The sequence below is a fragment of the Mesorhizobium sp. B1-1-5 genome (genome assembly GCF_006443065.1).
Taxonomy (GTDB): domain Bacteria; phylum Pseudomonadota; class Alphaproteobacteria; order Rhizobiales; family Rhizobiaceae; genus Mesorhizobium.
Window position 1 is genome coordinate 1 of record NZ_VFWS01000070.1, and the last position, 25,879, is coordinate 25,879.

General features: G+C 65.5%; 23 protein-coding genes. 13 read left to right on the forward strand and 10 right to left on the reverse strand.

The features are described 5' to 3' along the window. Together FJ980_RS19790 and FJ980_RS19795 are read left to right on the forward strand one after the other, a co-directional pair. On the forward strand, positions 1–574 hold a 574-nt coding region (locus FJ980_RS19790), incomplete at its 5' end, for a sugar ABC transporter permease (RefSeq protein ID WP_140545493.1). After that, a complete protein-coding gene (locus FJ980_RS19795) occupies positions 571–1,431 on the forward strand; it encodes a carbohydrate ABC transporter permease (protein ID WP_140545494.1) in 861 nt (286 codons plus the stop codon). The genes FJ980_RS19790 and FJ980_RS19795, both read left to right, overlap by 4 nt. Before the next feature lie 21 nt (positions 1,432–1,452). On the opposite strand, the gene FJ980_RS19800 is transcribed toward FJ980_RS19795, so the two are convergent. Beyond that, entirely contained in the window at positions 1,453–2,109 is a 657-nt protein-coding gene (locus tag FJ980_RS19800) for a methyltransferase domain-containing protein (protein ID WP_348640662.1), read from the reverse strand. 92 nt (positions 2,110–2,201) lie between these two features. Between FJ980_RS19800 and FJ980_RS19805 the strand changes: the two genes are divergently transcribed. Further along, positions 2,202–2,948 (forward strand): TetR/AcrR family transcriptional regulator, encoded by a 747-nt coding sequence (locus FJ980_RS19805; RefSeq protein WP_246676471.1) that lies wholly within the window; start codon positions 2,202–2,204, stop codon positions 2,946–2,948. A gap of 30 nt (positions 2,949–2,978) precedes the next feature. Here FJ980_RS19805 and FJ980_RS19810 read toward each other — a convergent pair whose 3' ends face one another. Further along, positions 2,979–4,163, reverse strand: coding sequence for a Gfo/Idh/MocA family oxidoreductase (locus tag FJ980_RS19810; RefSeq protein WP_140545496.1), 1,185 nt, complete (start codon positions 4,161–4,163; stop codon positions 2,979–2,981). A 192-nt stretch (positions 4,164–4,355) separates the two neighbouring features. Here FJ980_RS19810 and FJ980_RS19815 point away from each other — a divergent pair, with 192 nt between their 5' ends. From FJ980_RS19815 to FJ980_RS19855, 9 genes are all read left to right on the forward strand, one after another. Further along, entirely contained in the window at positions 4,356–5,255 is a 900-nt protein-coding gene (locus tag FJ980_RS19815; protein ID WP_140545497.1) for a MurR/RpiR family transcriptional regulator, read from the forward strand. A gap of 196 nt (positions 5,256–5,451) precedes the next feature. Then, positions 5,452–6,234: an SDR family oxidoreductase gene (locus tag FJ980_RS19820; RefSeq protein ID WP_140545498.1), complete on the forward strand. Its 783-nt coding sequence runs from the start codon at positions 5,452–5,454 to the stop codon at positions 6,232–6,234. Positions 6,235–6,242: 8 nt separating this feature from the next. Further along, positions 6,243–7,757, forward strand: coding sequence for a mannitol dehydrogenase family protein (locus FJ980_RS19825; RefSeq protein WP_246676472.1), 1,515 nt, complete (start codon positions 6,243–6,245; stop codon positions 7,755–7,757). A 19-nt stretch (positions 7,758–7,776) separates the two neighbouring features. After that, a complete protein-coding gene (locus FJ980_RS19830; RefSeq protein ID WP_140545500.1) occupies positions 7,777–8,688 on the forward strand; it encodes a sugar phosphate isomerase/epimerase in 912 nt (303 codons plus the stop codon). A 71-nt stretch (positions 8,689–8,759) separates the two neighbouring features. Then, positions 8,760–9,794, forward strand: a complete 1,035-nt coding sequence (locus tag FJ980_RS19835; RefSeq protein ID WP_095766235.1) for an ABC transporter substrate-binding protein — start codon at positions 8,760–8,762, stop codon at positions 9,792–9,794. A gap of 216 nt (positions 9,795–10,010) precedes the next feature. Then, a complete protein-coding gene (locus FJ980_RS19840) occupies positions 10,011–11,555 on the forward strand; it encodes a sugar ABC transporter ATP-binding protein (RefSeq protein WP_140545512.1) in 1,545 nt (514 codons plus the stop codon). Beyond that, positions 11,552–12,538: an ABC transporter permease gene (locus tag FJ980_RS19845; protein WP_140545501.1), complete on the forward strand. Its 987-nt coding sequence runs from the start codon at positions 11,552–11,554 to the stop codon at positions 12,536–12,538. Before FJ980_RS19840 ends, FJ980_RS19845 begins: the two co-directional genes overlap by 4 nt. After that, on the forward strand, positions 12,535–13,521 hold the full coding sequence (locus FJ980_RS19850; protein WP_140545502.1) for an ABC transporter permease: 987 nt from the start codon (positions 12,535–12,537) through the stop codon (positions 13,519–13,521). The genes FJ980_RS19845 and FJ980_RS19850 overlap by 4 nt, the downstream gene beginning before the upstream one ends. A 153-nt stretch (positions 13,522–13,674) precedes the next feature. Beyond that, positions 13,675–14,178: a hypothetical protein gene (locus FJ980_RS19855; RefSeq protein WP_181181261.1), complete on the forward strand. Its 504-nt coding sequence runs from the start codon at positions 13,675–13,677 to the stop codon at positions 14,176–14,178. Positions 14,179–14,247: 69 nt separating this feature from the next. Here FJ980_RS19855 and FJ980_RS19860 read toward each other — a convergent pair whose 3' ends face one another. From FJ980_RS19860 to FJ980_RS19895, 8 genes are all read right to left on the reverse strand, one after another. Further along, positions 14,248–16,917: a nitrate reductase gene (locus tag FJ980_RS19860; RefSeq protein WP_140545503.1), complete on the reverse strand. Its 2,670-nt coding sequence runs from the start codon at positions 16,915–16,917 to the stop codon at positions 14,248–14,250. A 3-nt stretch (positions 16,918–16,920) separates the two neighbouring features. Beyond that, complete coding sequence (gene nirD / locus FJ980_RS19865) at positions 16,921–17,250, reverse strand: nitrite reductase small subunit NirD (protein WP_140545514.1); 330 nt, start codon at positions 17,248–17,250, stop codon at positions 16,921–16,923. Positions 17,251–17,255: 5 nt separating this feature from the next. Further along, a complete protein-coding gene (gene nirB, locus FJ980_RS19870) occupies positions 17,256–19,706 on the reverse strand; it encodes a nitrite reductase large subunit NirB (RefSeq protein ID WP_140545504.1) in 2,451 nt (816 codons plus the stop codon). A gap of 16 nt (positions 19,707–19,722) precedes the next feature. Next, positions 19,723–21,024 (reverse strand): nitrate/nitrite transporter, encoded by a 1,302-nt coding sequence (locus FJ980_RS19875; protein ID WP_140545505.1) that lies wholly within the window; start codon positions 21,022–21,024, stop codon positions 19,723–19,725. 62 nt (positions 21,025–21,086) lie between these two features. Beyond that, positions 21,087–21,263 (reverse strand): twin-arginine translocation signal domain-containing protein, encoded by a 177-nt coding sequence (locus tag FJ980_RS19880; protein ID WP_140545506.1) that lies wholly within the window; start codon positions 21,261–21,263, stop codon positions 21,087–21,089. A 363-nt stretch (positions 21,264–21,626) separates the two neighbouring features. Next, entirely contained in the window at positions 21,627–22,853 is a 1,227-nt protein-coding gene (locus tag FJ980_RS19885) for a CmpA/NrtA family ABC transporter substrate-binding protein (RefSeq protein ID WP_181181262.1), read from the reverse strand. A gap of 2 nt (positions 22,854–22,855) precedes the next feature. After that, the gene (locus FJ980_RS19890) at positions 22,856–23,458 is read right to left on the reverse strand and encodes an ANTAR domain-containing response regulator (protein WP_140545508.1); all 603 of its coding nucleotides are present in this window, start codon (positions 23,456–23,458) and stop codon (positions 22,856–22,858) included. Positions 23,459–23,649: 191 nt separating this feature from the next. After that, positions 23,650–25,143, reverse strand: a complete 1,494-nt coding sequence (locus tag FJ980_RS19895; protein WP_140545509.1) for an ATP-binding protein — start codon at positions 25,141–25,143, stop codon at positions 23,650–23,652. A gap of 215 nt (positions 25,144–25,358) precedes the next feature. Here FJ980_RS19895 and FJ980_RS19900 point away from each other — a divergent pair, with 215 nt between their 5' ends. Further along, the gene (locus FJ980_RS19900) at positions 25,359–25,613 is read left to right on the forward strand and encodes a hypothetical protein (RefSeq protein ID WP_140545510.1); all 255 of its coding nucleotides are present in this window, start codon (positions 25,359–25,361) and stop codon (positions 25,611–25,613) included. Positions 25,614–25,879 lie beyond the last annotated feature (266 nt).

Genomic DNA, 25,879 nt, shown 5'->3' on the forward strand with positions numbered 1-25,879 from the left:
CACGGCGCTGCGCACGGTACTGTTTTCCACCTACATGGTGCCGATGATCGCGGTGGCGCTGATCTGGTCGAAGCTTTATTCGCCGAGCGAGGGACCGTTCAACCAGCTGCTCGGCCTGGCCGGCATCGGTCCGCAGCCCTGGCTCTCCTCGCCGCGCTCGGCGCTGGTCTCCATCGTCTTCCTCAATGTCTGGCAGCAGGTCGGCTATTTCACGGTGCTCGCCATCGCCGGCCTGACGCAGATCCCGGGCAGCCTCTATGAGGCGGCGACGCTCGACGGCGCCAACGGACGCGAGCAGTTCCGCTTCATAACCCTGCCCTTGCTTCGCCGCACGCTTCTGTTCAGCGCGGTCATTGCCATCATCAATGCGGTGCAGGTGTTCGAGCCGGTGGCGCTGATCACGCAAGGCGGACCGGTCGGCTCGACCAACGTGCTGACCTACCACATCCGCCGGGTCGGCATCGAACGCGCGCAGGGCGGGCTGGGCTCCGCCATGGCGGTGATGCTGATGCTGTCGCTGATCGTTTGCGTCTCGGCGCTGTTTGCCTTCGTCAACCGCAAGGACAGCGAATGAGCGCTCCAACCCGATCGCTCACCCGCAAACGCCCATCGGGCCGCCAAGCGCTGCTCGCGACCGCAATGCTTCTGGTCGCCGTCGCCTCCGCCTTCCCGCTGGCCTGGATGGTACTGTCCAGCCTGAAGACGCCGGCCGAGACCATGCAGGTGCCGCCGGTCTGGATTCCGCACACGCCGACCCTGGAGGCCTATGAAAAGGTCGCCGGCGTCATCAATCTTGGACGCTCGATGTGGAATTCGCTTGTCATCGCCTCGGTCACCACCGCCGGCATCCTGGTCACCAGCATGATGGCCGGCTACGCCTTCGCCAAATATTCCTTCCCCGGCCGCTCGCTGCTCTTCTCGCTGCTGATCGCCACCATGTTCCTGCCGCCGATCGTGACGCTGATCCCGCTCTATCGCATGGTCGGCTCGATCGGGCTGAACGCCAGCCTTGCCGGCATCATCGTGCCCAACCTCGCAAACGCCTTCGGCATCTTCCTGATGCGCCAGTTCATAGCCGGCGTGCCCGACGATTTGATCGACGCCGCCCGCATGGACGGCGCCTCCGAGCTGCTCATCCTGTTCAAGATCGTGGCGCCGAGCGTAGCACCCGCGATCGCGGCGCTTGCGCTCTTCGCCTTCGTCTATCACTGGAACAGCTATCTCTGGCCGCTGACCGTGCTGCAGGGCAATGCCGACGCCTATCCGATCGTCATCAGCCTGAGCCGGCTGCTCAGCTACAACCGCGGCGCCGTCAACACCGGCCTGGTGATGGCCGGCGCGACGCTCGCCGTGCTGCCGCCGCTCATCCTCTTCGTTTTCCTGCAGCGCTTCTTCGTCGATTCGATCGTCGGCTCGGCAATCAAGGGGTAGCCATCAGCACGACCGCAGTGTTCATGATTTGATGCCCCGCAGGTAATGCAGGCCGAGCCAGTTGAGCGGGCCGCCTTCTATGCGCTCGAACCCGGCTGCCGCCATCGGTTCGCGAAGGCCGTGCAGGTCGAATTGGCCATGCAGGCCGTGTTTTGCCGACAGGTGTCGGCGCTCGCCCACCGGTCCGGCGTAATCGATCAGCAGCAGCCGCCCGCCGGGGGGCAGAACGCGCGCGGCCTCGCGCAGGCAAAGGCCGCGCCTTGCCTCCGGCAGCATGTGCAGCACCGTCGTGAAGGTGACGACATCGAAGCGACCTTCCCCGAACGGCAGCTCGGCCGCATCGGCATGGTGAAACGCGATGTCGAGGCCCGCCCGGCTCGCCTTGCGGCGCGCAGCGGCGAGCATCTTTTCGGAGACGTCGACCCCAACCACCGATCCACCGGGCTGCACGCGGCGCCAGGCCGAAATCGCCTGGGTGCCGGTGCCGCATCCGACGTCCAGCAAGTGGAAGCCCTGCGCCAGGCCGGCCAGATCGAGCATGGCCTCGCGATAGGCCTTGTCGCGCCCACGGGTCAATATGAGCACCAGCAGATCATAGAGGCGCGGAAAGCCGATACCCCTGTTGGCCTCAGGGCCGATTGCGGCCCCCGCGTGTGCTTCGCTTCGCATATGGTGCATGTTCGTCACGTCCTTTCTTCAGCAGCGCAAGGTCCGGCCGATACCGTCACGCGACCACGGCTGGCGTAGTTTCGAAACAGCTCGTATGGATAATGGACAGCTTGTTCGGGATTTTCGAAGGAAGAAGCGGAGGGAATGTTCGTTACCGGACAATCCGAGCCCGCTGTCCCGGAAAAGTCGCCCAATCCGTGCGACAGCAAAGGAGCGAACCCATGCCTCGGGAAATCGACCGGAGGGCCGCCCGCACCCGCAAAGCCCTCCACGAGGCGCTGCTGGCGCTGATGCTGCGCAAGGGCTATGAGGCCCTTTCGGTGCAGGACATTATCGACGAAGCCGATGTCGGCCGCTCGACATTCTATGCGCATTATACCGGCAAGGAGGACTTGCTGCGCAGCGGCTTCCAGATGCTTCGGGAGGAACTCAAGGAGGCGCAGTCGGTGGCGCGCGCTGGAGCCGAAGCATCGCACGACGATCCGCTAGGTTTCAGCACGGCCATGTTCGAGCATGCGGCCCGATATGCCGGCCATTACCGTACTATGATCGGCGGGCGGGGCGGCGCAGTGATGGAGAACGAAATTCGCCTGATCCTGTCGGAAATGGTGCGGCAGGAATTGCCCCCTACCCTCCACGGCGATGCCTTCCCGCGCGACTTCGTCGTGCAATTCATCGTCGGCGCTTTTCTTACAGCATTGAACTGGTGGTTCGAGCGAAAGCCGAAATTGTCTCCGTCCCAGGTAGACGCCATGTTCCGGCGCCTGGCGCTCGAAGGGCTTTCACAACTTATCGGCGACGAGCGCCGGGAGGTCGGTCGCCCGGCTGCAAGCCGCGACACCGATTGATCGGTCTCAAGGACGCAAGAGACGCAGCGCTTATCCAAACCGCGCTGCCGTCCAAGCCCCTCCCGCCGCGCTCGACTCCACCGCGGCGGCGACAAACTTCACGCCGCGCGCGCCGTCGACAACATCGGGCACTTGCGCCGCCAGCGCGGCATCAACCGCACCGCCCGAGCGATGCGCGCGGATGATCTCGGCGGCGTCGCGGTAGAAATTGGCGAAGGCCTCGATATAGCCTTCGGGATGCGCCGCCGGCATGCGCGAGACGCGCCGGGCTTCCGCCGTCGAGCCATGGCCGCCGCGCACCAGCGTGCGGGTTTCCTCGCCATAGGGCGAGAAGCGCAGCTCTTCCGGCCGCGATCCAAACCATTCGAGCCCGGCCTTCTCGCCATAGATGCGCACCGAAAGGTCGTTGTAGTGGCCGGGCGAGGTCTGACTGGCGAGGATCGTGCCGCGCGCCCCGCCCGCCCAGCGCAGCAGCACATGCGCGTTGTCGTCGAGCCGCCGTCCCGGCACGGCGGTGAAGAGGTCGGCGGAAACGGCCTCGGCTTCCAAGCCCGAGATGAAGCTCGCCAGGTTGAAGGCATGCACGCCGATATCGGCGAGCACCGCCGACTGCCCGGCGCGCGCCGGATCGGTACGCCATTCCGCCTGCTTCTGGCCCTCGGCGTCGATTGGCCTGGTCAGCCAGTCCTGGATGTAGGCGCCATGCACCGAAACGATGCGGCCGAGCTCGCCCGCCGCCACCATTTCGCGCGCCTGGCGGACCATGGCGTAGCCGGTGTTGTTGAGCGTGACGACGAAGCGGCGCTGCCTCGCTTTTGTCAGCGCCACCAGCGCCTCGGCCTCGGCAAGCGTCGTCGACAGCGGCTTGTCGCAAATGACGTCTATGCCGGCCTCGAGGAACGCCGTGGCGATCGGCGCGTGCAGATGGTTGGGCGTGACGATGACGACCGCCTCGATGCCGTCGGCCCGCGCCGCTTCGGCCTTCGCCATGGCGTGGTAGTCGGCATAGCTGCGCTCCGGCGCGATGCCGATCTCCGCGGCGGAGGCTGCGGCATTTTCCGGATCCGAGGACAGCGCGCCGGCGACCAGCGCGATCTGGTCGTCGAGCCGCATGGCCAGCCGGTGCACGGCGCCGATGAAGGCGTTGCGGCCACCTCCGACCATGCCGACCCGCAGGCGTTGACGCGAGGTTCCGTCGGCAGTTGCATAGACCATGACTGCGATTCTCCCAAGGTTCGGCATGCCGGCCGGCGCGGATGTTTTCGAAATGATATTTCTATTTTTTGTTTTGTAAAACGATTGTGCCGCGTTAGCTTTTTAACCCTAGGACCAGGCGATCGGGCGCATCCGGGAGGACGGGGATCGGACGACGCATCCGATAGTTGGGGTCACGATGAGGCATATCCTATGAGCGGCCATCGCGGAGCGGCTGAAGAACCGTCCACAGATCGTCTGGAGACGGCGGCAAGAAAACGGAGCCGTTCGCTGGCAGCGCTTGGCTACACGAAACCGCGAACCTACGAGGAATTGCGGGCGGTGCTTGCGTCGGGAACCGTGCATTTTCCGAAGCGGCTTCGCCAGGTGGCGATCTTCCTCTGGCAGCATCCCAGCGAAGTGGCGTTGGGCACGATCGCGCAAGTGGCGGACCAGGCCGGCGTGCAGCCTTCGACCCTGGTGCGCTTCGCGCAGATCTTCGGCTATTCCGGCTTTTCCGATTTCCAGCTCCTGTTCAAGGACCGCATGAAGGGCTCCTGGCCGGACACGCAAGGCGGCCAGGACAAGGCTGCGGAGCCGAACGCCAACCTGCATTTCCTCAATGGCATGGTCGGTGCCTGCCAGACCTCGCTCGGCCGCATCGGCAATGATTTCGATATCGCCGCGTTCGAGACGATGGTCGATCGCCTGGCGGCGGCCGAGTTGATCTACGTCATCGGCAGCAAGCGCGCCTTCCCCGTCACCACCTATCTGTCGCTGACGCTCTCGCAGCAGGGCGTGCGCAACGTGCTGGTCGACAATGTCGGCTCGACCGCGCTCGACCAGGTCGGCTGCATCACGCCGCGCGACGCGGTGCTGGCCGTCTCCTTCAGCCCCTACAATTCGATCACGCCCGATCTCGTCGCCGTGGCGCATGAACGCAAGGCCTGCATCCTCACCATTACCGACAGCACCTTTTCGCCGCTGGCAAAACTCTCCGACACCTGGCTTGAAGTGGTCGAGCAGGACTTTGGCGGTTTCCGCTCGCTTGCCGCCTCGCTTGCGGTCGGCATGGCGTTGGTCCACGGCGTCGTCGCGCAGCGGACAGGCTGACAAGAGCAATTCCTGGAAAAGTGTGAGCGGTTAAGTTCGGCGTCTTCGCCGTAACCTTCCATCCGGAATTGCGAAAGACAAGGAGATAGAGCGGTTCACCGGTTCCATGAAAACGATGAACCGCTCTAGCACGATTGACTAAAGAGAACCATCGTTCCATATTTTAGAAAATGGAAACTTTGTTCCGGGAGGAGGAATGGAGGTTCGTCTCGACGGCAAGGTGGTGCTGGTCACCGGCGCGACGCAAGGCATCGGCCGGGCGATCGCCGAGACGCTTGCGCGCTCCGGCGCCGCCGGCTTGCTGATCACCGGGCGGGACCAGAAGCGCGGCGATGCTGCCGCCGCCGAACTCTCGGCCATGGGCACTCCCGCCGCCTTCGCTGCTGCCGATCTCGCCGACCCCGAGGCCCCGGCGCGGCTGGCGCAAGCCTGCATCGACCACTTCAGTCGTATCGACGGCCTAGTCAACGCCGCCGGCCTGACCGACCGCGCTTCTTTCGTCGATGGCACGCTCGACGATTGGGCATCGCTGTTTGCCGTCAACGCCCGCGCGCCCTTCTTCCTGATGCAGGCGGCAATCGCCGATATGAAGAAACGCGGACAGGGCGGCTCGATCGTCAACATCCTGTCGATCAACGCGCATTGCGGCTCGCCGGAGCTTGCCGTCTATTCCGCCACCAAGGGCGCGCTGGCGACGCTGACCAAGAACGCCGCCAATGCGCACCGCTTCGACCGCATCCGCGTCAACGGCATCAATGTCGGCTGGACCGACACGCCGGCCGAACGGATCATGCAGGCCGAGACGCTCGGCCACGGTCCGGGCTGGCTCGACGCGGCCAATGCGACACAACCCTTCGGCCGGCTGTTCTCCGTGACCGACATCGCCAATCTTGCCGTCTTCCTGCTTTCCGACGCGGCCGGCCCGATGACCGGCGCGCTGATCGACCAGGAGCAATGGGTGATCGGAGCCAACCGGTGAACGCCGAGATGCTCAGCCCTGCCCTGCTCGGCCGCTTGCCATCGGAGGTTCGCAAGCCGGCTTACGATCGCGCTGCGCTGAAGCCCGGGATCGCTCATATCGGCGTCGGCGCCTTTCACCGCTGCCATCAGGCCGAATACACCGACGATCTTCTGGCGAAGGATTTCGATCGCTGGGGGCTGGTCGGCATCAACATCCGCCTTCCCTTGCTGGCCGACACGCTGGGGCGCCAGGACGGCCTCTACACGCGGCTGATCCGCCAGAACGACGAGGTCGAAGCGCGCGTCATCGGCAGCATCATGCGCGTCGTCGACAGCCAGGACAGCGCGGCGCCGGCGCTGGATGTGCTCGCCTCGCCCGACATCGAGACGGTCACCATGACGGTGACCGAGAAAGGCTATTGCCATATCCCGTCGAGCGGCGCGCTCGACCTCGACCATCCCGATATCGTGCACGACCTCGCCATTCCCGAGGCGCCGCGCAGCGTGCCCGGCATCCTGGCGCGCGCGCTGGAATTGCGCATGGCCACGCATGGCAGGCCGGTGACGCTGCTCTCCTGCGACAACATCCCGACCAACGGCATCATCCTCGGCAATGTCGTACGCACGTTCGCCGAACGGCGCGGCAGCAAGCTGGCGGACTGGATCGAAGCCAATGTCGCCTTCCCGTCGGCCATGGTCGATCGCATCGCGCCGGCGACGACCGAGGTCGATATCGACTCCGTCGAGCAGCGCTTCGGCTACAGCGACGGCGCCGTCGTCGTCGGCGAGCGCTTCCGCCAATGGGTGATCGAGAACCGCTTCGCCGGCCGCGTCCCGCGCTGGGACCTTGTCGGCGCGACCTTCGTCGACGACGTCACGCCATTCGAGCACCTCAAGATGCGTGTGCTGAACGGTGCCCAGACGACGCTCAGCTATCTCGGGGTCTTGGGCGGGTTCGAGCACACTTCGGACGCCATCGCCGATCCGCTTCTGGCCCGTTTCGTCCGGCGCATGCTGACGGAGGAAATGCTGCCGACGCTGACGCCCGTGCCCGGCATAGCGCCGACGGCCTACATCGAGCAGAGCCTGTCGCGCCTCACCAACACCGCAATCCGTCACCGCAACCATCAGATCGCCACCGACGGCTCGCAGAAAATCGTGCAGCGCCTGCTCAACCCGATCCGCGACCGGCTGGCGAAGGGCGAGGGCATTGCGCTCCTCTCGGTGCCGGTCGCCGGCTGGATGGCTTATCTGATCAAAGCTTCTGCCCGCTTCGGCCGCGCCTGGCAGGTGTCCGATCCGTTTGCCGACAAGATCGCCGCCATCGCCGATCGCATCGGTGCGGACACCAAACCGCTCGTCGATTCGATCCTCGCCATCGACGCTATCTTCGACCCGGCCTTGGCCGCCAACGCCAAATTCCGTACCCATGTCGTCGCCGGGCTCGATGGTTTGCTTTCGGGCGATCCGATGGGCTTTGTCGGACAGGTCTGCGCTGGGTCAACCGATGCGCGGTTGAAGCAGCCGGCGCGATCTGCATAGTTAGCAACCGGGAGGGACCATGAAGCTTGGACTGCTGACAGCACCATTCCCCGACACGCCGCTCGGCGAAGTCGCCGATTGGGCGCGCTCGGCCGGCTTCGAGGCGCTGGAAATCGCCTGCTGGCCGAAGACCTCCGGGGCGAGCCGCCGCTATGCCGGCACCAGCCATATTGACGTGGACGTCCCGGCCGCTGAGGCCAAGGACATCGCCGCTGAGCTCGCCGGCAAGGGCCTGACCATCTCGGGTCTCGGCTTCTATCCCAATCCGCTCCATCCCGACCAAGCGCATCGCGAAGCGGTGATCGATCATCTGAGGAAGGTGATCGTGCTTGCGAGCCGCATGGGCGTGCCGCTCGTCAACACCTTCTGCGGCGGCGACGCTTCGAAGACTATCGATGCCAACTGGGAAGACGCGCAGAAAGTCTGGCCGGCTATCATCGCCCACGCCCGCGAGCATAGCGTAAAACTCGCGTTCGAGAACTGCCCGATGATCTTCAGCTATGACGAATGGCCGGGCGGGCACAACATCGCCTACTCGCCCTATGTCTGGCGCCGCATCCTGGAAGCCTGGGGCGGCGACGTCGGTATGAATTTCGATCCTTCGCATCTCGTCTGGCAGATGATCGACAAGGAGCGCTTCATCCGCGAGTTCGGCGCAAACATGCTGCATGTGCACGCCAAGGATCTGATGATTGATCATGATGGTTTGTACGAGCGCGGAATCCTTTCGGCTGGCATAGGCTGGCAGGTGCCGCGCATGCCGGGGCTTGGGGACATCGACTGGAGCAGGGTTTTTTCGGGGCTCTACCGGGCCGGCTATGACGGGCCGGTCGTCATCGAGCATGAGGACCGGCGCTTCGAGGGGACGGATGAAAAGGTCAAGCGCGGCTTCCTGCTGGCCCGCGACGTGCTGCGTCCTTTCATCAAATGACGAAAAGCTTGGCTCCGACTGAATCAGAGCCTGGAACTGAACTGAAAAAATCAATGTGGAGGAGTACTGAAATGAAAAGACATCTGACCGTGGCCTCGCTCCTTGCCGGCGCCGCGCTGCTTGCCTCGGTGGGCGCCTCGGCCGCCGCCGGCAAGTACACGATCGGCATTTCCAACACCGTGCAGGGCAATGGCTGGCGCGAGGAAATGATCTGCGCGATGAAGGCGCAGGCGCTCGCATCCGGCGAGGTGGCGAAGCTCAACATCGCCCATCGCAACACCGATGCCGCCGGCCAGCTCGAGGACATCCGCAACCTGATCAGCGCCAAGGTCGACGCCATCGTCGTCAACCCGGCCGATCCGGCAGGCATCAAGGCCGGCCTCGAGGAAGCCACCAAGGCCGGCATCGTCGTCGTCGCCGTCGACCAGGCGGTGACCGAGCCGTCCGCCTACATCATCTCCAACAACCAGGAACAATATGCCTATCTCGGCGCCAAGTGGCTGTTCCAGCAGATGGGCGGCAAGGGCGAGGTGCTCTACATGCGCGGCGCCGCCGGCGCTTCGGCCGACTCGGATCGCGACAAAGGCTTCAAGAAGGCGCTCGCCGAATTCCCCGACGTGAAGGTCGCGCAGGAGGTCTTCACCGGCTGGCAGCAGGATCAGGCCAAGCAGCAGATCCTCTCCTTCCTCGCCACCGGCACCCCGATCAACGGCATCTGGACCTCGGGCATCGACAACGTCATCGTCGACGCGCTGGTCGAGCAGCAGGCGCCGATGGTGCCTGTGGTCGGCGCCGACAATGCCGGCTTCGTCGGTCAGTTGAGCTCGGTCAAGGGCCTGGTGGGCGCGGCCGTCACCAATCCCGGCTCGATCGGCGGCGCCGGCGTGACGCTGGCGCTCCAGATCCTCGACGGCAAGAAGCCGGCGCAGCAGACCGTCCTGGTCGAGCCGCAGCTCTGGGAAAACGCCACCGACGAAGGCAAGGCCAAGCTGAAGAGCGTCGTCGACCCCTCGCTCAGCCCCGAATGGCCGGTCTCGATCTCGATCCCGGACTGGACGACTTACACCAAGGATCAGATCATCGCCTGCAAGGGCCCAGGCGAGTAAGAGACGAGACGCCTCCTCCTTCTCCCCTTGTGGGAGAAGGTGGATCGGCGCATAGCGCCGAGACGGATGAGGGGTATTCCAGGGAACGCCAACGTCTCACTCCGCTGGAACACCCCGCGCCTTCGGCGACACCTTCTCCTACAAGGGGAGAAGGAGGTCAGCCGCCGCCTGCATTGGTTTCTGGAACGAGAATCACACGATTTGACAACAAACCCGTTGCCGCAAAGCCCCCTCCTCGACGCCACCGGCGTAGCGAAGAACTACGGTGCGGTTGCCGCGCTGCGCAACGCCTCTTTGTCCGTATTGCCAGGCGAGGTGCACGCGCTGATGGGCGCCAACGGCGCCGGCAAGTCGACGCTGGTGAAGATCCTGACCGGGGCGATCAAGGCCGACGCCGGGCATATCCTGATCCGCGGCCAGCAGCTCGATGTCCGCTCGCCCGCCGCCGCCCGCCGCGCCGGCCTGCTGCCGGTCTACCAGGAACCTTCGCTGATCCCCGATCTCGATGTCCTGTCCAATCTGCGGCTCACCGGCACGCCGGTCGAGCCGTTCCGCGCCTGGGTGCGCGAGCTCGGCATTCCCGACCTCGACATCCGCGAGACGGCGCGTCATATCCCCTTGGCCATCCTGCGCGTGCTCGACCTGGCGCGCGCGCTCGCCGTCGAGCCCGACGTGCTTCTTCTCGACGAGATGACTGCCGCATTACCGGCGAATCTCGCCGAGAAGGTGCTTGCGGTCGTGCGCCGCCAGGGCGACGCCGGCCGCTCCGTCATCTTCATCTCGCACCGTTTCGTCGAGATCTCCGCGCTCTGCGACCGCGCCACCGTGCTGCGCGACGGCGCAACCGTCGGTGTCGTCGACATCGAGCCCGGCATCGAGGAAAGAATAGTCGAGATGATGCTCGGCACCCGCATCGAGAAGACCCGCGTCGCCGCGCGCGCGGCGAATGAAGTGGCAGTCGCCGGCGGCGGTCGTCCGCGATTGTCGGTCCGCAACCTGCAGCTTGGCACCAAGCTCAACGACGTCTCCTTCGATCTCGCCAATGGCGAGGTCGCCGGCGTCTTTGCGCTTGAGGGACAGGGCCAGGACGAGCTCTTCGCCGCGCTTGCCGGCTCGATCCGTCCGACCGGCGGCAGCATCGACGTCGACGGCGCGCCGGTCAAATTCTCGCATCCGAGCGACGCCATCCAGGCCGGCATCGCCTATGTGCCGGGCGACCGCGCCGAGGCCTTGGCCATGCAGCGTTCGGTGCGCGAGAACATCGCGCTGCCCTTCAGCGCGGCGCCGCGCAAATGGGGCCCGATCCGCATGCGCCGCGAGCAGGTGGTGGTGTCCGGCGCCATCGGCAGGTTGCAGATCGACACCCGCGCCCAAGGCGAAGTGCAGCGCCTGTCCGGCGGCAACCAGCAGAAGGTGACCATCGCTCGCTGGATCGCCGCCAACGCTCGCACCATCCTTTGCTTCGACGCGACGCGCGGCATCGATGTCGGCACCAAGCAGGAGATCTACAAGCTGCTGCGCGAGCTCGCCGGCCAGGGGAAGTCGGTGCTGTTCTACACATCCGAGATGGAAGAGGTGCAGCGTGTCTGCGACCGCGTCATCGTCATCTTCGGCGGCCGCGTCGTCGACACTTTCCCGGTCGAAGACGCCGACGAAGCGGCTTTGATGCGGGCCGCCTACGGCCTGCCGCGCGGCGCCAGGGCGGATGTCGGCATCCTTGCCGAGGTCAAACCCGGCTCCAGCGCCGAGGCCGCGTCATGAGCCGCTTCTTGCGCAACCAGGGCTGGGTGGCAGGCCTGTTCGCCCTGCTGATCTTTGTCTTCGTCGTCACCAAGCTGATCCAGCCGGGCTATGGCAGCGGCGACTTCGGTTCGCTGGCGCGGGCGGTTCTGCCTTACGCCTTTGCCGTCGCGGCCCAGACCGTCGTCGTCATCGCCGGCGGCATCGACCTGTCGGTCGCCGCAATGATGGCGCTGACCAGCGTCACCGCCGCCTCGATGATGAACGGCGCCGGCGAGGAATATGCATTGTTCGTCGTGCCCTTCGTGCTGGCCATGGGGCTGGTGCTCGGCGCGCTGAACGGCGTCCTCATCGTCGTCACCCGCGTGCCCGACATCGTCGTCACCTTGGCCATGCTGTTCGTGCTGCAGGGCGCGGCGCTGCTGGTGCTTGGTGCTCCCGGCGGCGGCGCCGCCGAGTGGCTGAAGGCAAGCGTCATCGGCACCGCGCCCATCCCCGGCCTGCCGGACTGGGCCGACGCCTGGGTTCCGAAAGCCCTGGTGCTGCTCGTCGTCTGCCTCAGCGTCGTGTGGATTCCGCTCAGGCGCTCGCGGCTTGGCCTCTCCATCTATGCCATCGGCAGCGACGAGCTCGCCGCCTTTCGCAGCGGCGTGCCGGTGGCGCGCACCAGGATCGTCGCCTATGCGCTCTCCGGCCTGTTCGCCGCGATGGGCGGATTGTCTCTCACCATCAGCACCGGCATCGGCGCGCCCATTCCCGGGCCTTATCTGCTCGCCAGCGTCGCCGCGGTGGTGCTGGGCGGCGTCGCGCTCGGCGGCGGCAAGGGCGGCCTGCTCGGGCCGATCATCGCCGTCTTCGTGCTGCGGCTGGTGCGCACCGACCTGACGCTTCTGGCCATCGATCCGAACGTCACCGCGATCATCGAAGGCGCGATCATGGTCGCGGTCGTGATGTTCGGCGCCTTCATCACCATCCGCGGCCGTCCGGTGGGAGCAACGCCATGACCGACATCGCGACCATGCCCCAGCCGGTCTCATTCGGCCGCCGCTTGAAGCGCTTCATGGCGGACCGACCGCTCATTCCGCTGATCATCCTGCTGATCATTCTGGTGGCGATCCTGCAGGTCCTGCGTCCGGGCATCGTCAACGAGCGCTGGATCGCCAACACGGCGAAATTCGCCATCCCGCTGGCGATCCTCGCCGGCTGCCAGACCATGACGATGCTGACCGGCGGCATCGACCTTTCGGTCGGCACCGTGGCGACGATGAGCGCCTTCATCATGGCAACGCAAATCGTCAACCAGGATCCCGCGGTGGCTTTCCTGCTGGCCATGCTGCCCGCCGTGCTGATCGGCCTCGTCAACGGCATCGGCGTCGGCGTGTTCCGGGTGCATCCGCTGATCATGACGCTCGGCACCAGCCTGATCGGCACCGGCTTCCTGCAGGTCTACCAGCGCACCGTGATCGCCTCCGGCGCCAGGATTCCCGATTTCCTCAACTGGCTGGGCACCGGCCTTACCTACGGCTTTCCCAACGCGCTCTTCCTGTTCGTGCCGGTGGCGGTGCTGATCGTCTTCATGCTGAACCGCACCGGCTTCGGCCGCCTGCTTTACGCCGTCGGCGATAATGAGCGCGCCGCGCGCCTGTCAGGCGTCCGCTACTGGCAGGTAATCACCGCGCTCTACGTCCTCTCCAGCCTGCTCGCCGGCATCACCGGCCTGCTCTATATAGGCCTGATCAAGGCGCCCTCGCTGTCGCTCGCCGAGCCGCTGGTGCTGCCTTCGGTGGCGGCGGCCGTCATCGGCGGCACCTCGATCTTCGGCGGTCGCGGCGGCTACACCGGCACCATCGTCGGCGCGCTGATCTTGACCGTGCTGACGACGCTGCTCACAATCCTGCAGATGCCCGAAGGCGGCCGCCGCATTTTGTTCGGCTTCATCGTGCTGTTCGTGACGGCGGCGTATTTGAGGATCATCGAGGATCGGTAGTATTTTGAGCTAAGGCATGTCGCGCAAAAGTGCGCAGCGGTTTTGCGGCAACGACATGCATAAAATAGGGATTTAAAGTGCGTCGCCCGAATCCGTTTTCGGGTGACGAGCTTTAAGGCGGCTCATCCCTGTCGCATCGGAGAGGCACCCCTTATGGCCGAGCGTTCGCGTGCTGCTGCAAACAGTCCCGTCGACGATGATCCTCGTCTTGCGTTCATCTATCAGGAGGCGGTGAGAGGTCTCACCCATCAGCAGACCGTGGTGGAGAACATGAGCACCCGCGCCGGGAGCCTGATCTTCGCCACGGCATTCGCGAACTCGCTGCTCGGCGGCGCGGCCCTTTCCGACGGGCTTGGGCTTTGGGAATGGATTGCGGTGTCCCTGCTGTTCAGCATCGGCGGGCTCATCGTCTTCATGCTTTGGCCTTATCACCAATACTCATTCCGCTTCGATCCGGAAGAATTGCTGCATCAATATGTCGATGGCGACGGGCCGGCATCGATGTCTTCGATGCACCGCGCCCTTGCTCTTCGCATCAAGGCGGACATGGCCGCCAACTGGCGAATCATCCAGCGCCTGCGGCTGGCTCTGCAGATCGCGCTGCTGTTTCTGTTGCTCGACATTCTGGCCTGGCTCTTGGCGATCGCGGGCGGCTGAGCCAAAACCGCGCCTGGAGCGAAGGTCGAAGTAGAACATTTCGAAGCCGGCGACGGCGACACGCATGTGTTACTCGGCGGCCTGCACACGGCTTGAGTCGATGATCGCCCTGATCTCCGAACGGCATGAGCCGCAATTGGTGCCCGCGCGCAGTGTCGAGCCTATCGCCTCAAGGCTGTCGCATCCCGAGGCGACCGCCGAAGCAAGCTGGTTGGCGCCGACATGGAAGCAGGCGCACACGACGCGCCCGATGGCGGGCATGGGCACAGGCGAGCGGCCGGACAGAAGCACGTGCCGGTCTGCAGCCGACAGCGGCTGGCGCGTGGCGAGCAACGACACCAGCCAGTCCCGCATCGGCAGCTGGTCCGGAGCGGCGACCACCAGGGCTTCGGCCATGGCGCCGCCTTCGTCGATGGCGGCGGCGCGATAGGCGAGCCCGCGACGATCGGTGTATTCCAGGAGCTGATCCCGTCGCTGGGCGCCGAGCAGCTTGCGCGCCAGGAGGATACCCTGGTCCGGCGGCTCGGTTCCGGTGAGCTCGTAAACCCATCCGCCCTCGACAGCATGCCGGCTCCAATGGACGAAACCAATTGGCCTGAGATCGCGCCGCGTGATGAGCACGCCCGCCCATCCGGTGTTTTCCCGCACGATCCTGACGGGGACATGCTTGAGCTCAGGCTGGCCGGAATGCGGATCGGTGACCGGCGAGGACAACAGGCCGGCGGCTGCCCTGGCCGCGAACTGGCCGCTCCAATGCATGGGCATGAAGGCTTGGCCGCGCCGCTGCGCGTCGGCCACGCGCACCTTGGCGCGGACGAAGCCGAAGCGGGTTGAAAGATGAGCGAGGTCGCCATCCTTGAGATGATGCGCGGCCGCGTCCGCCGGATGAAGGTCGACCGCGGGCACTGGCGCATTCGCCATCAAACGCGGCACGTTCCCTGTGCGCGTCATGGTGTGCCACTGGTCGCGCAGCCGGCCCGTGTTCAAGGCGAGCGGATAGTCGGCATCAACCGTGAAGGCCGTCGCCTCCTGCCGCACCGGCACGAAACGCGCGCGGCCGTCTTGCGTCGGGAAACGACGATCGGAGAGAAGTCTCGTCTGCTGCTCGTATCGCTCCGACGCGGGCCAATGGCGCGGCGCGAAGGCGGAATAATCTTTATCGCTGAGATCAGCCACGCCGCCAAGGTCGAACAGGCGCTTGCCGCCGTTCTCGAAGGCGGACAGCGCTGCATGCTCGCGGAAGATCGCGGCCGGCGTCCGGTAGGCGAAGGCCTCGCCAAAACCCATGCGCGCGGCAACCTCGCAGATAATACGCCAGTCGGCTTTCGCCTCGCCGGGCGGCGGCAGGAACGGCCGCTGGCGCGAGAGGCGCCGTTCCGAATTGGTGACGGTCCCGTCCTTCTCGCCCCAGGCGGCGGCCGGCAGCAGCACGTCGGCATAGCGCGTGGTGTCTGTGCGTGTCACATCCGAGACCGCGACGAAATCGCATTTGGACAACGCAGCGCGCACACGCGAAGCGTCGGGCATCGAGACTGCGGGATTGGTGCCCATGACCCACAAGGCCTTGATGCGACCGTCCGCGACCGCCTGGAACATGTCCACGGCCTTCAAGCCGCCGCGCCGCGCGACGTTTGGCGCATTCCAGAAGCGGGAAACCCGGTCGATATTGGCCTCGTCCCCGAAATCCATATGCGCGGCAAGCTGGTTGGCAAGCCCTCCGACTTCGCGCCCGCCCATGGCGTTCGGCTGTCCGGTGACCGAGAACGGGCCCATGCCGGGCTTGCCGATACGGCCAGTGGCGAGATGACAGTTGATGATGGCGTTGACCTTGTCGGTCCCATGCGCCGACTGGTTGACGCCCTGGCTATACACGGTGACCGTCCGCTCGGTCTCGGCGAAGAGATCGTAGAAGGCCTGGACGTCGGCTGGCGCCAGTCCGCACCCTTTCGCGACACGCGCGACCGACGGCGCATCGGCGCCGGCGAGCGAAGCTGCCGCATCGAAGCCCGCTGTATGGTCGCGGATGAAACCGGCATCGGTCTTTCCGGCCTGCGCGAGATGCGCGAGCAGCCCGTTGAACAAGAGCACGTCCGTGCCCGGATCGAGCGCCAGATGCAGGTCGCACTCGTCGGCCGTTGCGGTACGGCGAGGATCGATGACGACGATCCTGGTCCCCCGCTCCCTGCGCGCCGCGAGCGTGCGCTGGTAGAGCACCGGATGGCACCATGCGGTGTTGGAGCCGGTGAGCACGACGAGATCGGCGCGCTCGAAATCCTCATAGACACCGGGAACGATGTCCTCGCCGAAAGCGCGGCGGTGGCCGGCGACGGACGAGGCCATGCAGAGCCGCGAGTTGGTGTCGATATTGCCTGAGCCGATGAAGCCCTTCATCAGCTTGTTGGCGACGTAATAGTCCTCGGTGAGCAACTGGCCGGAGACATAGAACGCGACAGAGTCCGGGCCGTGCTCGGCTACCGCCTGCGAGAATTTCGCGGCCACGAGGTCGAGCGCTTCGTCCCAGCTCGCCGGCTTGCCGAGAATTTCCGGCCGCAGCAAACGGCCTTCGAGGCCGAGCGTCTCGCCAAGGGCGGAACCTTTCGAGCAGAGCCGGCCGAAATTCGCCGGATGATCGGGGTCGCCGCGGACGGTCGTCGTACCGTCCGCGGCGACCTCGGCGAGCACGCCGCAGCCCACCCCGCAATAGGGGCAGGTGGTCCTCACCTCGCGCGCTTCTTGCATGCCTCAGGCCGCTTTCGAGGCCAGCGCTTCGAGCGCGATGAACAACCGTTCGCCCTCGACCTTGACCGGAATGGTCCGGACCGAGCCTTCGTCGGCGCCAAGCGCCTTGCCTGTCTCCAGCGAGATCACCCAATTGTGCAGCGGGCAAGTCACCGCAGCGCCATGGACGATGCCCTGGCTGAGCGGCCCGCCCTTGTGGGGACAGTGGTCGTCGATGGCAAAGACTTGGTCGTCTGCCGTGCGGAAGACGGCGATCTTGCCTTGCGGTGTCGCAACGCAACGCGCCCCGCGCAGCGGTATGTCGGTGACGGAACCAATGGCGATCCAGTTCATATTGCTCATTCCGCCGCCTCCGCGAAACCCACCGACGCCATCGGCCGGAACTCGTGCTTGTCCTTGCCTGAGACGCGCTCCGACCATGGGTCGACCTGGGCGAATTTCTGGCTGAAGACGAAGCGGTCGAAGAGGGTCCTGCGGCGCTCGGCATCGTCCAGGATCTGCTTCTTGATCTCGGCGGTGCCGATCCGCTTGGCCCATTTGTAGATGCGCTCCAGATAGCGGGCCTGCTCGCGGTACATCTGGACGAGCGCCACGATCGTCTCCAGTGCTTCGTCCTCGGTCTTCACCAGGCCGAGCACTTCCGTGCCCTTGATGTCGAGGCCGGCGGCACCGGCGAAGTGAATTTCGTAGCCAGAGTCGACGCACACCACGCCGACATCCTTGCAGGTCGCCTCCGCGCAGTTGCGCGGGCATCCCGACACCGCCATCTTCACCTTGGCCGGCGTCCAGGAACCCCACATGAACTTCTCGATACGGATGCCGAGCCCGGTCGAATCCTGCGTGCCGAAGCGGCACCAGTCTGAGCCGACGCAGGTCTTCACCGTGCGCAGGCCCTTGGCATAGGCATGGCCGGAGACGAAGCCCGCCTTGCCGAGATCGGCCCATACCGCCGGCAGGTCTTCCTTGCGGATGCCAAGCATGTCGATGCGCTGGCCGCCCGTCACCTTGACCATCGGGATATCGAACTTGTCGACCACGTCGGCGATGGCGCGCAATTCGCCGGCGCTGGTGACGCCGCCCCACATGCGCGGCACCACCGAATAGGTGCCGTCCTTCTGGATGTTGGCGTGCACGCGTTCGTTGATGAAGCGCGACTGGTAGTCGTCGGCATATTGATCCGGCCAATCGCAGACGAGATAGTAATTGAGCGCAGGCCGGCACTTGGCGCAGCCGCAGGAGGTCTTCCACTCCAGCTCCTGCATAACGGCGGGGATCGTCTTCAGGCCCTTTGCCTTGATCAGGCGCCGCACGTCGTCATGGCCAAGGCTCGTGCAGCCGCACATGGGCTGCACCGCCGCCGGATTGTATGCGTCACCCAGCGTGAGCTTCAGCAGCTGCTCGACGAGACCCGTGCACGAGCCGCATGAGGCCGAGGCCTTGGTGTGGGCGCGCACGTCGTCGAGGCCGGTCAGCCCCTTGGCCGTGATCGCGCCGGTGATCTTGCCCTTGCAGACGCCGTTGCAGCCGCAGATTTCCGCATCATCCGCCAGTGCCGCAACGGCCGCCAAAGGGTCCGAGGAAACGCCTCCCTGGAACGCCTGGCCGAAGATCAGCGTGTCGCGCATCTCCGATATATCGGTCGCCTTCTTCTTGAGGTCGTTGAACCACGCGCCGTCGGCCGTCTCGCCGAACAAGACGGTGCCGATGATGCGGTTGTCCTGCAGCACGACGCGCTTGTAGATGCCGGCCGACGCGTCGCGCAGGATGATCTCCTCGCGGTCGTCGCCGTCGGCGAAGTCGCCCAGCGAATAAAGGTCGATGCCAGTGACCTTGAGCTTGGTCGGCGTGTCGGAGTGGACGAAGCGCCTGTCCTCACTGTCCGTCAGTTTGGCTGCCGCCACCCGAGCCATCTCGTAGAGGGGCGCGACCAGCCCGTAGACATGGCCGCCGACTTCGGCGCATTCGCCGAGCGCCATGATAGCGGGGTCGGAAGTCCGCATGCGGTCGTCGACGACGATGCCGCGATTGACCTCGAGCCCGGCCTCCTTGGCTAAAGCGGTGCTCGGCCGGATGCCGACCGCCATCACCACCAGCGTCGCCAGAATGACCGTGCCGTCCATGAGCTCGACACCCTCGACCTTGCCGTTGCCGAGAATGGCCTTGGTGTTGGCCTTGGTCACGACCTTGATGCCGCGCGCCTCGACGGCTTTCTGCAGCAGATAGCCGGCGGCCGGGTCGAGCTGGCGCTCCATCAGCGTCGGCATGACGTGCAGCACGGTGACGTCCATGCCGCGCTCTTTCAGGCCGGCCGCGGCTTCGAGGCCGAGCAGACCGCCGCCGATGACGACCGCTTTGGCACGCGATTGCGCGGCAAGCAGCATGGCGTTGACATCGTCGAGATCGCGATAGCTGAGCACGCCGGGCAATTCCTTGCCCGGAACCGGGATGATGAAGGGAACCGAACCGGTGGCGATAACGAGGCTGTCGTAGCTCTCGGTGACGCCGTGGTCCGAGGTGACGGTCTTAGCCTCCCTGTTGATGGCGACGATCCGGTGACCCTTGTAGAGGGTGATGCCGTGCTTGATGTACCAGCCGTCGCCATGGATGACGATCTCCTCGAACGCCTTCTCGCCCGAAAGCACCGGCGACAGCATGATGCGGTCGTAGTTCACGCGCGGCTCGGCGTTGAAGATGGTGACGGCGTAGCGGTCGGGCGCGGCCTCCAGCAGGTGCTCGAGCATCCTGCCCGGCGCCATGCCGTTGCCGATGATGACGAGTTTCTCGGTCATGTCGGTCAGCTCCGATCTATTCGGCGGCGTAGGATAGGGACGGGCTCTTGACCTCGGCGGCGCGCTCCATCCGGCGGATGGTGACGTGCATCCAGACCAGGCAGGAGACGACGATGAGGAAGAGCAGCATGAAGCAGCTCGACCAGACCCCGGTGAGATCGTTCAGCGCGCCGAAGGCGATCGGCAGGATGAAGCCGCCGAGCCCGCCGATCATGCCGACGACGCCGCCGACCGCGCCGACGCTCTGCGGATAATAGGCCGGGATGTGCTTGTAGACGGCGGCCTTGCCGAGGCTCATGAAGAAGCCGAGCACGCAGGCGACGCCGATGAAGGCGAGCGGGCCGATCTCGAAATGGAAAGGGATCGGCCCGCTGATGCCGCGCACGACATAGTCTGCCGAGGGGAGAGACAGAACGAATGTCGCGACGGCACAGACGCTGAAGGTCCAGTAGAGCACGGTGCGGGCGCCGATGCGGTCGGAAAGCACGCCGCCATAGGCGCGGAAGATGCTGGCGGGGATCGAATAGGCGGCGCCGATCATGCCGGCAGTGGCGATGCCGAAGCCGTAGACACCGATCAGGTAGCGCGGCAGCCAGAGCGACAGCGCCACGAACGCGCCGAAGGAGAAGAAATAGTAGAACGCGAGGCGCCAGACCCGCAGGTTCTTCAGCGGCGCGAATTCCTGCCAGAAGCTTCTTGCCGGCGCCGCCTTGCCGGCGCGGCGCTCGCGGATGACCGGGTCGTCGCCGGTGGTGAACCAGAAGATGGCGGCCATGACGACCAGCGCCGCGGCCCAGATCAACGCCACCGACTGCCAGCCCCAGGCGAGCAGCACGAACGGCGCCAGGAACTTGGTGACAGCGGCGCCGACATTGCCGACGCCGAAAATGCCGAGCGCGGTGCCTTGTTTTCCGGCCGGGAAGAAGCGCGAGACATAGGCGACGCCGACGGCGAAGGAACCGCCGGCAAGGCCGACGCCGAGGGCCGCAAGCAGCATCTGGCCGTAGGTGTGGGCGAAAGCGAGCAGGACGGTCGCGACCGCGGCCGCCAGCATGGTCGCCGTGTAGACCAGACGGCCGCCATAGCGGTCGGTCCAGATACCGAGCACCATGCGCACGAGCGAGCCCGTCAGGATCGGCGTGCCGACGAGCAGGCCGAACTCGGTCTCGTTCAGGCCGAGCTCCTGCTTGATGCGCACGCCGATGATGGAAAAGATCGTCCACACCGCAAAGCACACGGTGAAGGCGATGGTGGACATCACGAGCGCCTGCCTTGGAGCACTGTCCTGGCTGGGCGCGGCTGGGAGATTTGCGGTCATCTTGGGCTCCGGTTTGCGGCGTGGGAGGCGCCGCTCATGTTGTGTCGATCAGAGGCGAGGTATCAGCGGGGCGAGCCCGGGACTTGCGCGGTCACTTGCGGGCTTTTGCCTTCAGTTTCGTGATTGGCGGGAACCAGCAGCAGCGCGGCAGCAAAGAGCGCCGCGGTCAGCGCGCTGCTCACCAGGAAATCGCGACGGGTGAAATCCTTGAGCAATGTTGTTGCGATCCGTCTCGTCATCGTCGTCTCCGCTCGGCGCCGGCTGGATCGGCGCCATCGATTTGCGTGGTCGGGTCCAAAAACGAAAAAAGCCGCCGTCCAGGCCTCGCGCGTCCGTACATCCGGGATCGCGTTGGTGACCTGAGCGGCAGCTCTGCCTGTGGCGCCCGCCATTGGACGCCTGTTCTATTGCCCGCTAGGGGCTCGATTATTCCAAAGCACGAAGCGTGCCAGTTTTGCGTCGAAAGAAAATTTCGAGGAAAATCAATGCGATCCGTGAATCAGGCGTTGCTTTGGCCGATCGGCAGCACGGTCAAACATTGATCAATGGCACAGGCATTGCGCATAAAATTTGTGCAATGCACAAGATTGGCGCCCAAATGATCAGGCGCGTTTCTGGCCGACGATGTAGGCGTCGATCCGGTCCGGATCGAAGATCTGGCCATCGAAAAATCCATCCGGGCCAAGGACAAGACTCGCGCCGGCCGAGCCGACCGGCGTCGCTGTCTTGAGCGCCCCTTCGACCTTGGCATTGGCGCCCGGCAGCGCCACGCCGAGCGGCTTCAGCGCCGAGCGATAGAGATCGGGCCGGTAACAATCGCGGGCGACGGCGAGGTTTTGCGGCGTATGCGGCAACTGCCCCCAGCGCACCATCTGCGTGTAGAACCAGAGCGCATGGCTCTTCCAGGGAAAGTTGGCCGCCTTGTCCAACGGCAGGAAGAAATCCTCGACTCGCCGTGCCGCGCCCCCGCCAAGTTGAAGCTGCCCAGTCAGGGCCGGCATCTGGATCGCCTCCGGCTGGCCGAGAAAAGCCGGCCTTGCCATCAGCGCTGCCAGCTCGTCACGGTGTGCCGGATCCTGGCACCAGCGGGCGGAGTGATGCAGCGCCCTCAGCAGCGCCGCCAGCGCGTCCGGGTTCTCCTCCGCCCAGACTTTGCGCACCCCGATCACCTTTTCCGGGCTGTTGCGCCACAGCAGCGCCTTCACGGTGACGATGTGGCCGGTGCCTGCCGCGGCGGCGGCGCTGTTCCAGGGCTCGCCGACGCAACAGCCGTCGATGCGGCCGGCGGCCAATGCATCGGCCATGAAGGGCGGCGGCACGATGACGATCTCGATATCGCGGTCGGGATCGACGCCGCAGGCGGCGAGCCAGTAGCGCAGTTCATAATTGTGCCCGGAATGCGGATGCACGACGGCGAAACGCAGCGGTTCGCGACCGGCGGTCGCCCGCTCGCGGATCAGTGCGCCGAGCGCCGCTCCGGCGCGCGCCGGATCGAGGTCAGGTGCTGCGCCATGCGCCGCCATGCCTTGCCACACCGCATTGGACACCGTGATGCAATTGCCGCCGAGCCCGAGCGAGAACGGTACGATGGTCTCGGAAGCAAGCGGCGTGAGGCCGAGGCTGCAGGCGAGCGGCATTGGCCCGAGCATATGGGCGACATCGAAGTGGCCGATGGCGATGCGGTCGCGGATATTGGCCCAGGAAGTCTCGCGATGCAGCTTGAGCTCGATGCCCTCGCGCGCGGCAAAGCCCATCTCGCCGGCTGCGACCAGGACGGCGCTGTCGAGGAGCGGCATGAAGCCGGCGGTGATCTGATGCGCTGCCGACATGCTCATTCGCCCTCCAGCGGTCCCAGCAATCCCGCCGCCGTCACCAGGCTCTGGGCGATGTCGGCGATCTTGCGATTCTGGTTCATGGCGGTCTTGCGCAGCAGCGCATAGGCCGCCTCCTCGCTTAAGCCCCGCGACTTCATCAATATGCCCTTGGCCCGGTCGATGACCTTGCGGTTCTCGAGCTCGCTGCGCGCCTCCTCCAATTCGCGCGCCATGCGCGAGAAGGCATTGAAGCGACTGATCGCCATGTCGAGGATCGGCTTGATGCGTTCCTTCTTCAGCCCGTCGACCACATAGGCGGACACGCCGGCATCGACGGCCGCTTCGATCGAGGCCTGGTCGGAGCGGTCCACAAACATCGCGATCGGCCGCTTCACCACGCGCGATAGCTGGAACATGTTCTCCAGCATGTCGCGGTTGGGATTTTCGAGATCGATGACGATAACGTCCGGCTCGATCTCGGCGATGCGCCGGGCGATGCCGGCGACGTCATGGACCACCGTGACGTGGCGATGGCCGGCGTCCCGCAATCCGGCCTCGATGATCGAGGCACGGATGCGGTTCTCGTCGATAACAAGGATGGTCAACGAACCGGTGGACATGCGCCTATTGTGCAGGCCGGGCGGGATTGTGCAATGCGGCAATCGACTGGGGCGGATCGCAAGTGCCCTCAAGACGTGAACTGCGACGCCATCGCGCCCAACCCTGTGTTGCCGCTAAGGGCCGGGAACATTGGGTGTCCCATCGCGTGCCGTTGCTTCGCGGCGTCCGCGCGATCGAGCTGCGGCCGTGATCACACCGCCAGGCTGTCCTGCTCCAAGGCGTTCGGGTCGCCCGGCGCCGTCGCCCAGGCGAGCTCGACCAGCGTCACCGTGCGCCGGCCCACGCCGTCGACCTGGCAGACGATGAGGCCCTGCTCCTCGATATAGTCGAGCAGCCGGCGCGCGCGGCGCAGCGAATGCGAACCGTAAGCCCGCGCGATCGCCGCGTCGCTCGGGCAGGGCCAGCCTTCCTTGGCGGCGCGCGCGATCATCATGAACACGCCCTGCATGTCCTCGGGCAGCAGAGAGGCGCGCACGGAAACGTCGCGCCAGGCGTCGTCCTCGGCCATGTCGGAGCCGACGCCGGCGCGGGCGCGCGTCAGCATGCGGCGGAACTCCGACAGGTCGGGCACCACGGAGGCGAGCCCTTCGATGCGGCAGCGGACCACGAATTCCTGGTAGAGCACGCCGATGACGCGGAACCCGGCATCCGGCTCCGCCAGGATGGCGCGCAGGATACGGTCCATCCGCTCGCGCCGCTCTGCCAGGTCCTCGGCGTTTGGCTGCGCCTCCATCGGCTCGGGGCGCATGTCCAGCGGCGCGGCCTTGGCCGCCATCAATTGGTCAAGCAGGTCGGGCGAAGGCCGGCGCTGCGGCCTGACCGTCTCCGGCGGCGGCGCGGCAAGAATGATCGCGCGCGCATCTTCGAGCGCGGCTCCCGGCATCGGCATCAGCCGCGGCGTGCCGTTGCGCGGGCTGGTTTCGGTCTGGCCGATGCGCACGCCGAGCGGACGGCGCGACAAGGCAGGACCGAGCGCCATGAAATGCCCGCGCTCCAGATCGCGAAAAGCTTCGGCCTGGCGCCGTTCCATGCCGAGCAGGTCGGCGGCGCGCGCCATGTCGATGTCGAGGAAGGTCCGGCCCATCAGGAAGTTGGAGGCTTCGGCCGCGACGTTCTTGGCGAGCTTCGCCAACCGCTGCGTGGCGATGATGCCGGCAAGCCCGCGCTTGCGGCCGCGACACATCAGATTGGTCATGGCGCCCAGCGAGAGCTTGCGTGCCTCGTCCGAAACCTCGCCGGCGGCGGCGGGCGCGAAGAGCTGCGCCTCGTCGACGACCACGAGCATCGGATACCAGTGGTCGCGCGCGACCTCGAACAGCCCGCCGAGGAATGCCGCGGCGCGCCGCATCTGGTTCTCGGCATCGAGCCCTTCGAGATTGAGTACTGTCGAGACGCGGTGGATGCGCGCCCGCTCGCCGGCTGCCTGCAGGCCGCGCTCGGTATGCTCCTCGGCATCGATCACCAGATGTCCAAAGCGTTCACCCAGAGACACGAAATCGCCTTCGGGGTCGATGATGGTCTGCTGCACCCAGGGCGCGCTCTGCTCCAGGAGGCGGCGCAGCAGATGCGACTTTCCCGAGCCCGAATTGCCCTGCACCAGCAGGCGGGTCGCCAGCAACTCCTCAAGGTCGAGGGCCGCCGGCGCGCCTGCGCTCGTCTGTCCCATCTCGATTGCAACGGTCATGTTCTCGACTCGGATCGTCTCCCTGCGCGCGACGGGCTTACCAACCTGAGCGCGGTGCGTCGAGCTTACGCTGCCATTAGCCAGCAGGTGTCCACATCTGCGCTTGAATCACTGGGGTTGTCGCCAGCCACACTGGTCGGACCACCATTTTGCTGGCACATTCCAGCCGTTGGCGTATCATCTTTTGCGGGAGGGTTCATGGCAGGAGGAGGCCGATGAACGTCACTGCGGAAGTGCCCGTCATGGACCCGACGGTGCAAGACCTTGTTTCATCTGCTCTTTCGAAATTTCGCGCAGGCGATACCGTCTCGACCCGGACGATGCTCGACGCCATACGCCGATCCGACCCGGCTTGCCAGGACAGCGACGACCATCTGATCGAACTGATCGTCATGGCCGCGGTTGGTAAGACCATGGGCGTCGTGTTCGACCACCGCTCGCCCGATGAGCGGTTGCCACGTCTTTCCTAACGAGCCCGTCGGCTGAAGCCTTCTAACGTCGCCATTCACGGGCGGAGCGGGGAGCGAAGCGACGCGCGCGCCCGTGGACTCATTTTCGTGACTTCGAGGCGTCGCAGCGGTGCAGACGAACCAACAGGCGCTTCGGCTAAGCTCCACAAGGGACGATCTGCCAACGCAGGCGGCGGCCGATAGCCCCTGCTAGTTCTCCGACACAGGGATTTTGAAAGGTTGCCGTTTGTCTTGGTGCAAGATTTTCCGTTCATTTCCGTGAAACC

Bases quoted from the DNA above. Each gene is read 5' to 3' on its own strand.
- FJ980_RS19800 (WP_348640662.1), bottom strand. From the start codon at position 2,109: ATGCACCATATGCGAAGCGAAGCACACGCGGGGGCCGCAATCGGCCCT.
- FJ980_RS19895 (WP_140545509.1), bottom strand. From the start codon at position 25,143: ATGACCGTTGCAATCGAGATGGGACAGACGAGCGCAGGCGCGCCGGCG.
- FJ980_RS19795 (WP_140545494.1), top strand. From the start codon at position 571: ATGAGCGCTCCAACCCGATCGCTCACCCGCAAACGCCCATCGGGCCGC.
- FJ980_RS19830 (WP_140545500.1), top strand. From the start codon at position 7,777: ATGAAGCTTGGACTGCTGACAGCACCATTCCCCGACACGCCGCTCGGC.
- FJ980_RS19825 (WP_246676472.1), top strand. From the start codon at position 6,243: ATGCTCAGCCCTGCCCTGCTCGGCCGCTTGCCATCGGAGGTTCGCAAG.
- nirB (WP_140545504.1), bottom strand. From the start codon at position 19,706: ATGACCGAGAAACTCGTCATCATCGGCAACGGCATGGCGCCGGGCAGG.
- FJ980_RS19835 (WP_095766235.1), top strand. From the start codon at position 8,760: ATGAAAAGACATCTGACCGTGGCCTCGCTCCTTGCCGGCGCCGCGCTG.
- FJ980_RS19815 (WP_140545497.1), top strand. From the start codon at position 4,356: ATGAGCGGCCATCGCGGAGCGGCTGAAGAACCGTCCACAGATCGTCTG.
- FJ980_RS19850 (WP_140545502.1), top strand. From the start codon at position 12,535: ATGACCGACATCGCGACCATGCCCCAGCCGGTCTCATTCGGCCGCCGC.
- FJ980_RS19820 (WP_140545498.1), top strand. From the start codon at position 5,452: ATGGAGGTTCGTCTCGACGGCAAGGTGGTGCTGGTCACCGGCGCGACG.
- FJ980_RS19885 (WP_181181262.1), bottom strand. From the start codon at position 22,853: ATGTCGGCAGCGCATCAGATCACCGCCGGCTTCATGCCGCTCCTCGAC.
- FJ980_RS19810 (WP_140545496.1), bottom strand. From the start codon at position 4,163: ATGGTCTATGCAACTGCCGACGGAACCTCGCGTCAACGCCTGCGGGTC.
- FJ980_RS19880 (WP_140545506.1), bottom strand. From the start codon at position 21,263: ATGACGAGACGGATCGCAACAACATTGCTCAAGGATTTCACCCGTCGC.
- FJ980_RS19845 (WP_140545501.1), top strand. From the start codon at position 11,552: ATGAGCCGCTTCTTGCGCAACCAGGGCTGGGTGGCAGGCCTGTTCGCC.
- nirD (WP_140545514.1), bottom strand. From the start codon at position 17,250: ATGAACTGGATCGCCATTGGTTCCGTCACCGACATACCGCTGCGCGGG.
- FJ980_RS19855 (WP_181181261.1), top strand. From the start codon at position 13,675: ATGGCCGAGCGTTCGCGTGCTGCTGCAAACAGTCCCGTCGACGATGAT.
- FJ980_RS19805 (WP_246676471.1), top strand. From the start codon at position 2,202: ATGGACAGCTTGTTCGGGATTTTCGAAGGAAGAAGCGGAGGGAATGTT.
- FJ980_RS19875 (WP_140545505.1), bottom strand. From the start codon at position 21,024: ATGACCGCAAATCTCCCAGCCGCGCCCAGCCAGGACAGTGCTCCAAGG.
- FJ980_RS19900 (WP_140545510.1), top strand. From the start codon at position 25,359: ATGAACGTCACTGCGGAAGTGCCCGTCATGGACCCGACGGTGCAAGAC.
- FJ980_RS19890 (WP_140545508.1), bottom strand. From the start codon at position 23,458: ATGTCCACCGGTTCGTTGACCATCCTTGTTATCGACGAGAACCGCATC.
- FJ980_RS19860 (WP_140545503.1), bottom strand. From the start codon at position 16,917: ATGCAAGAAGCGCGCGAGGTGAGGACCACCTGCCCCTATTGCGGGGTG.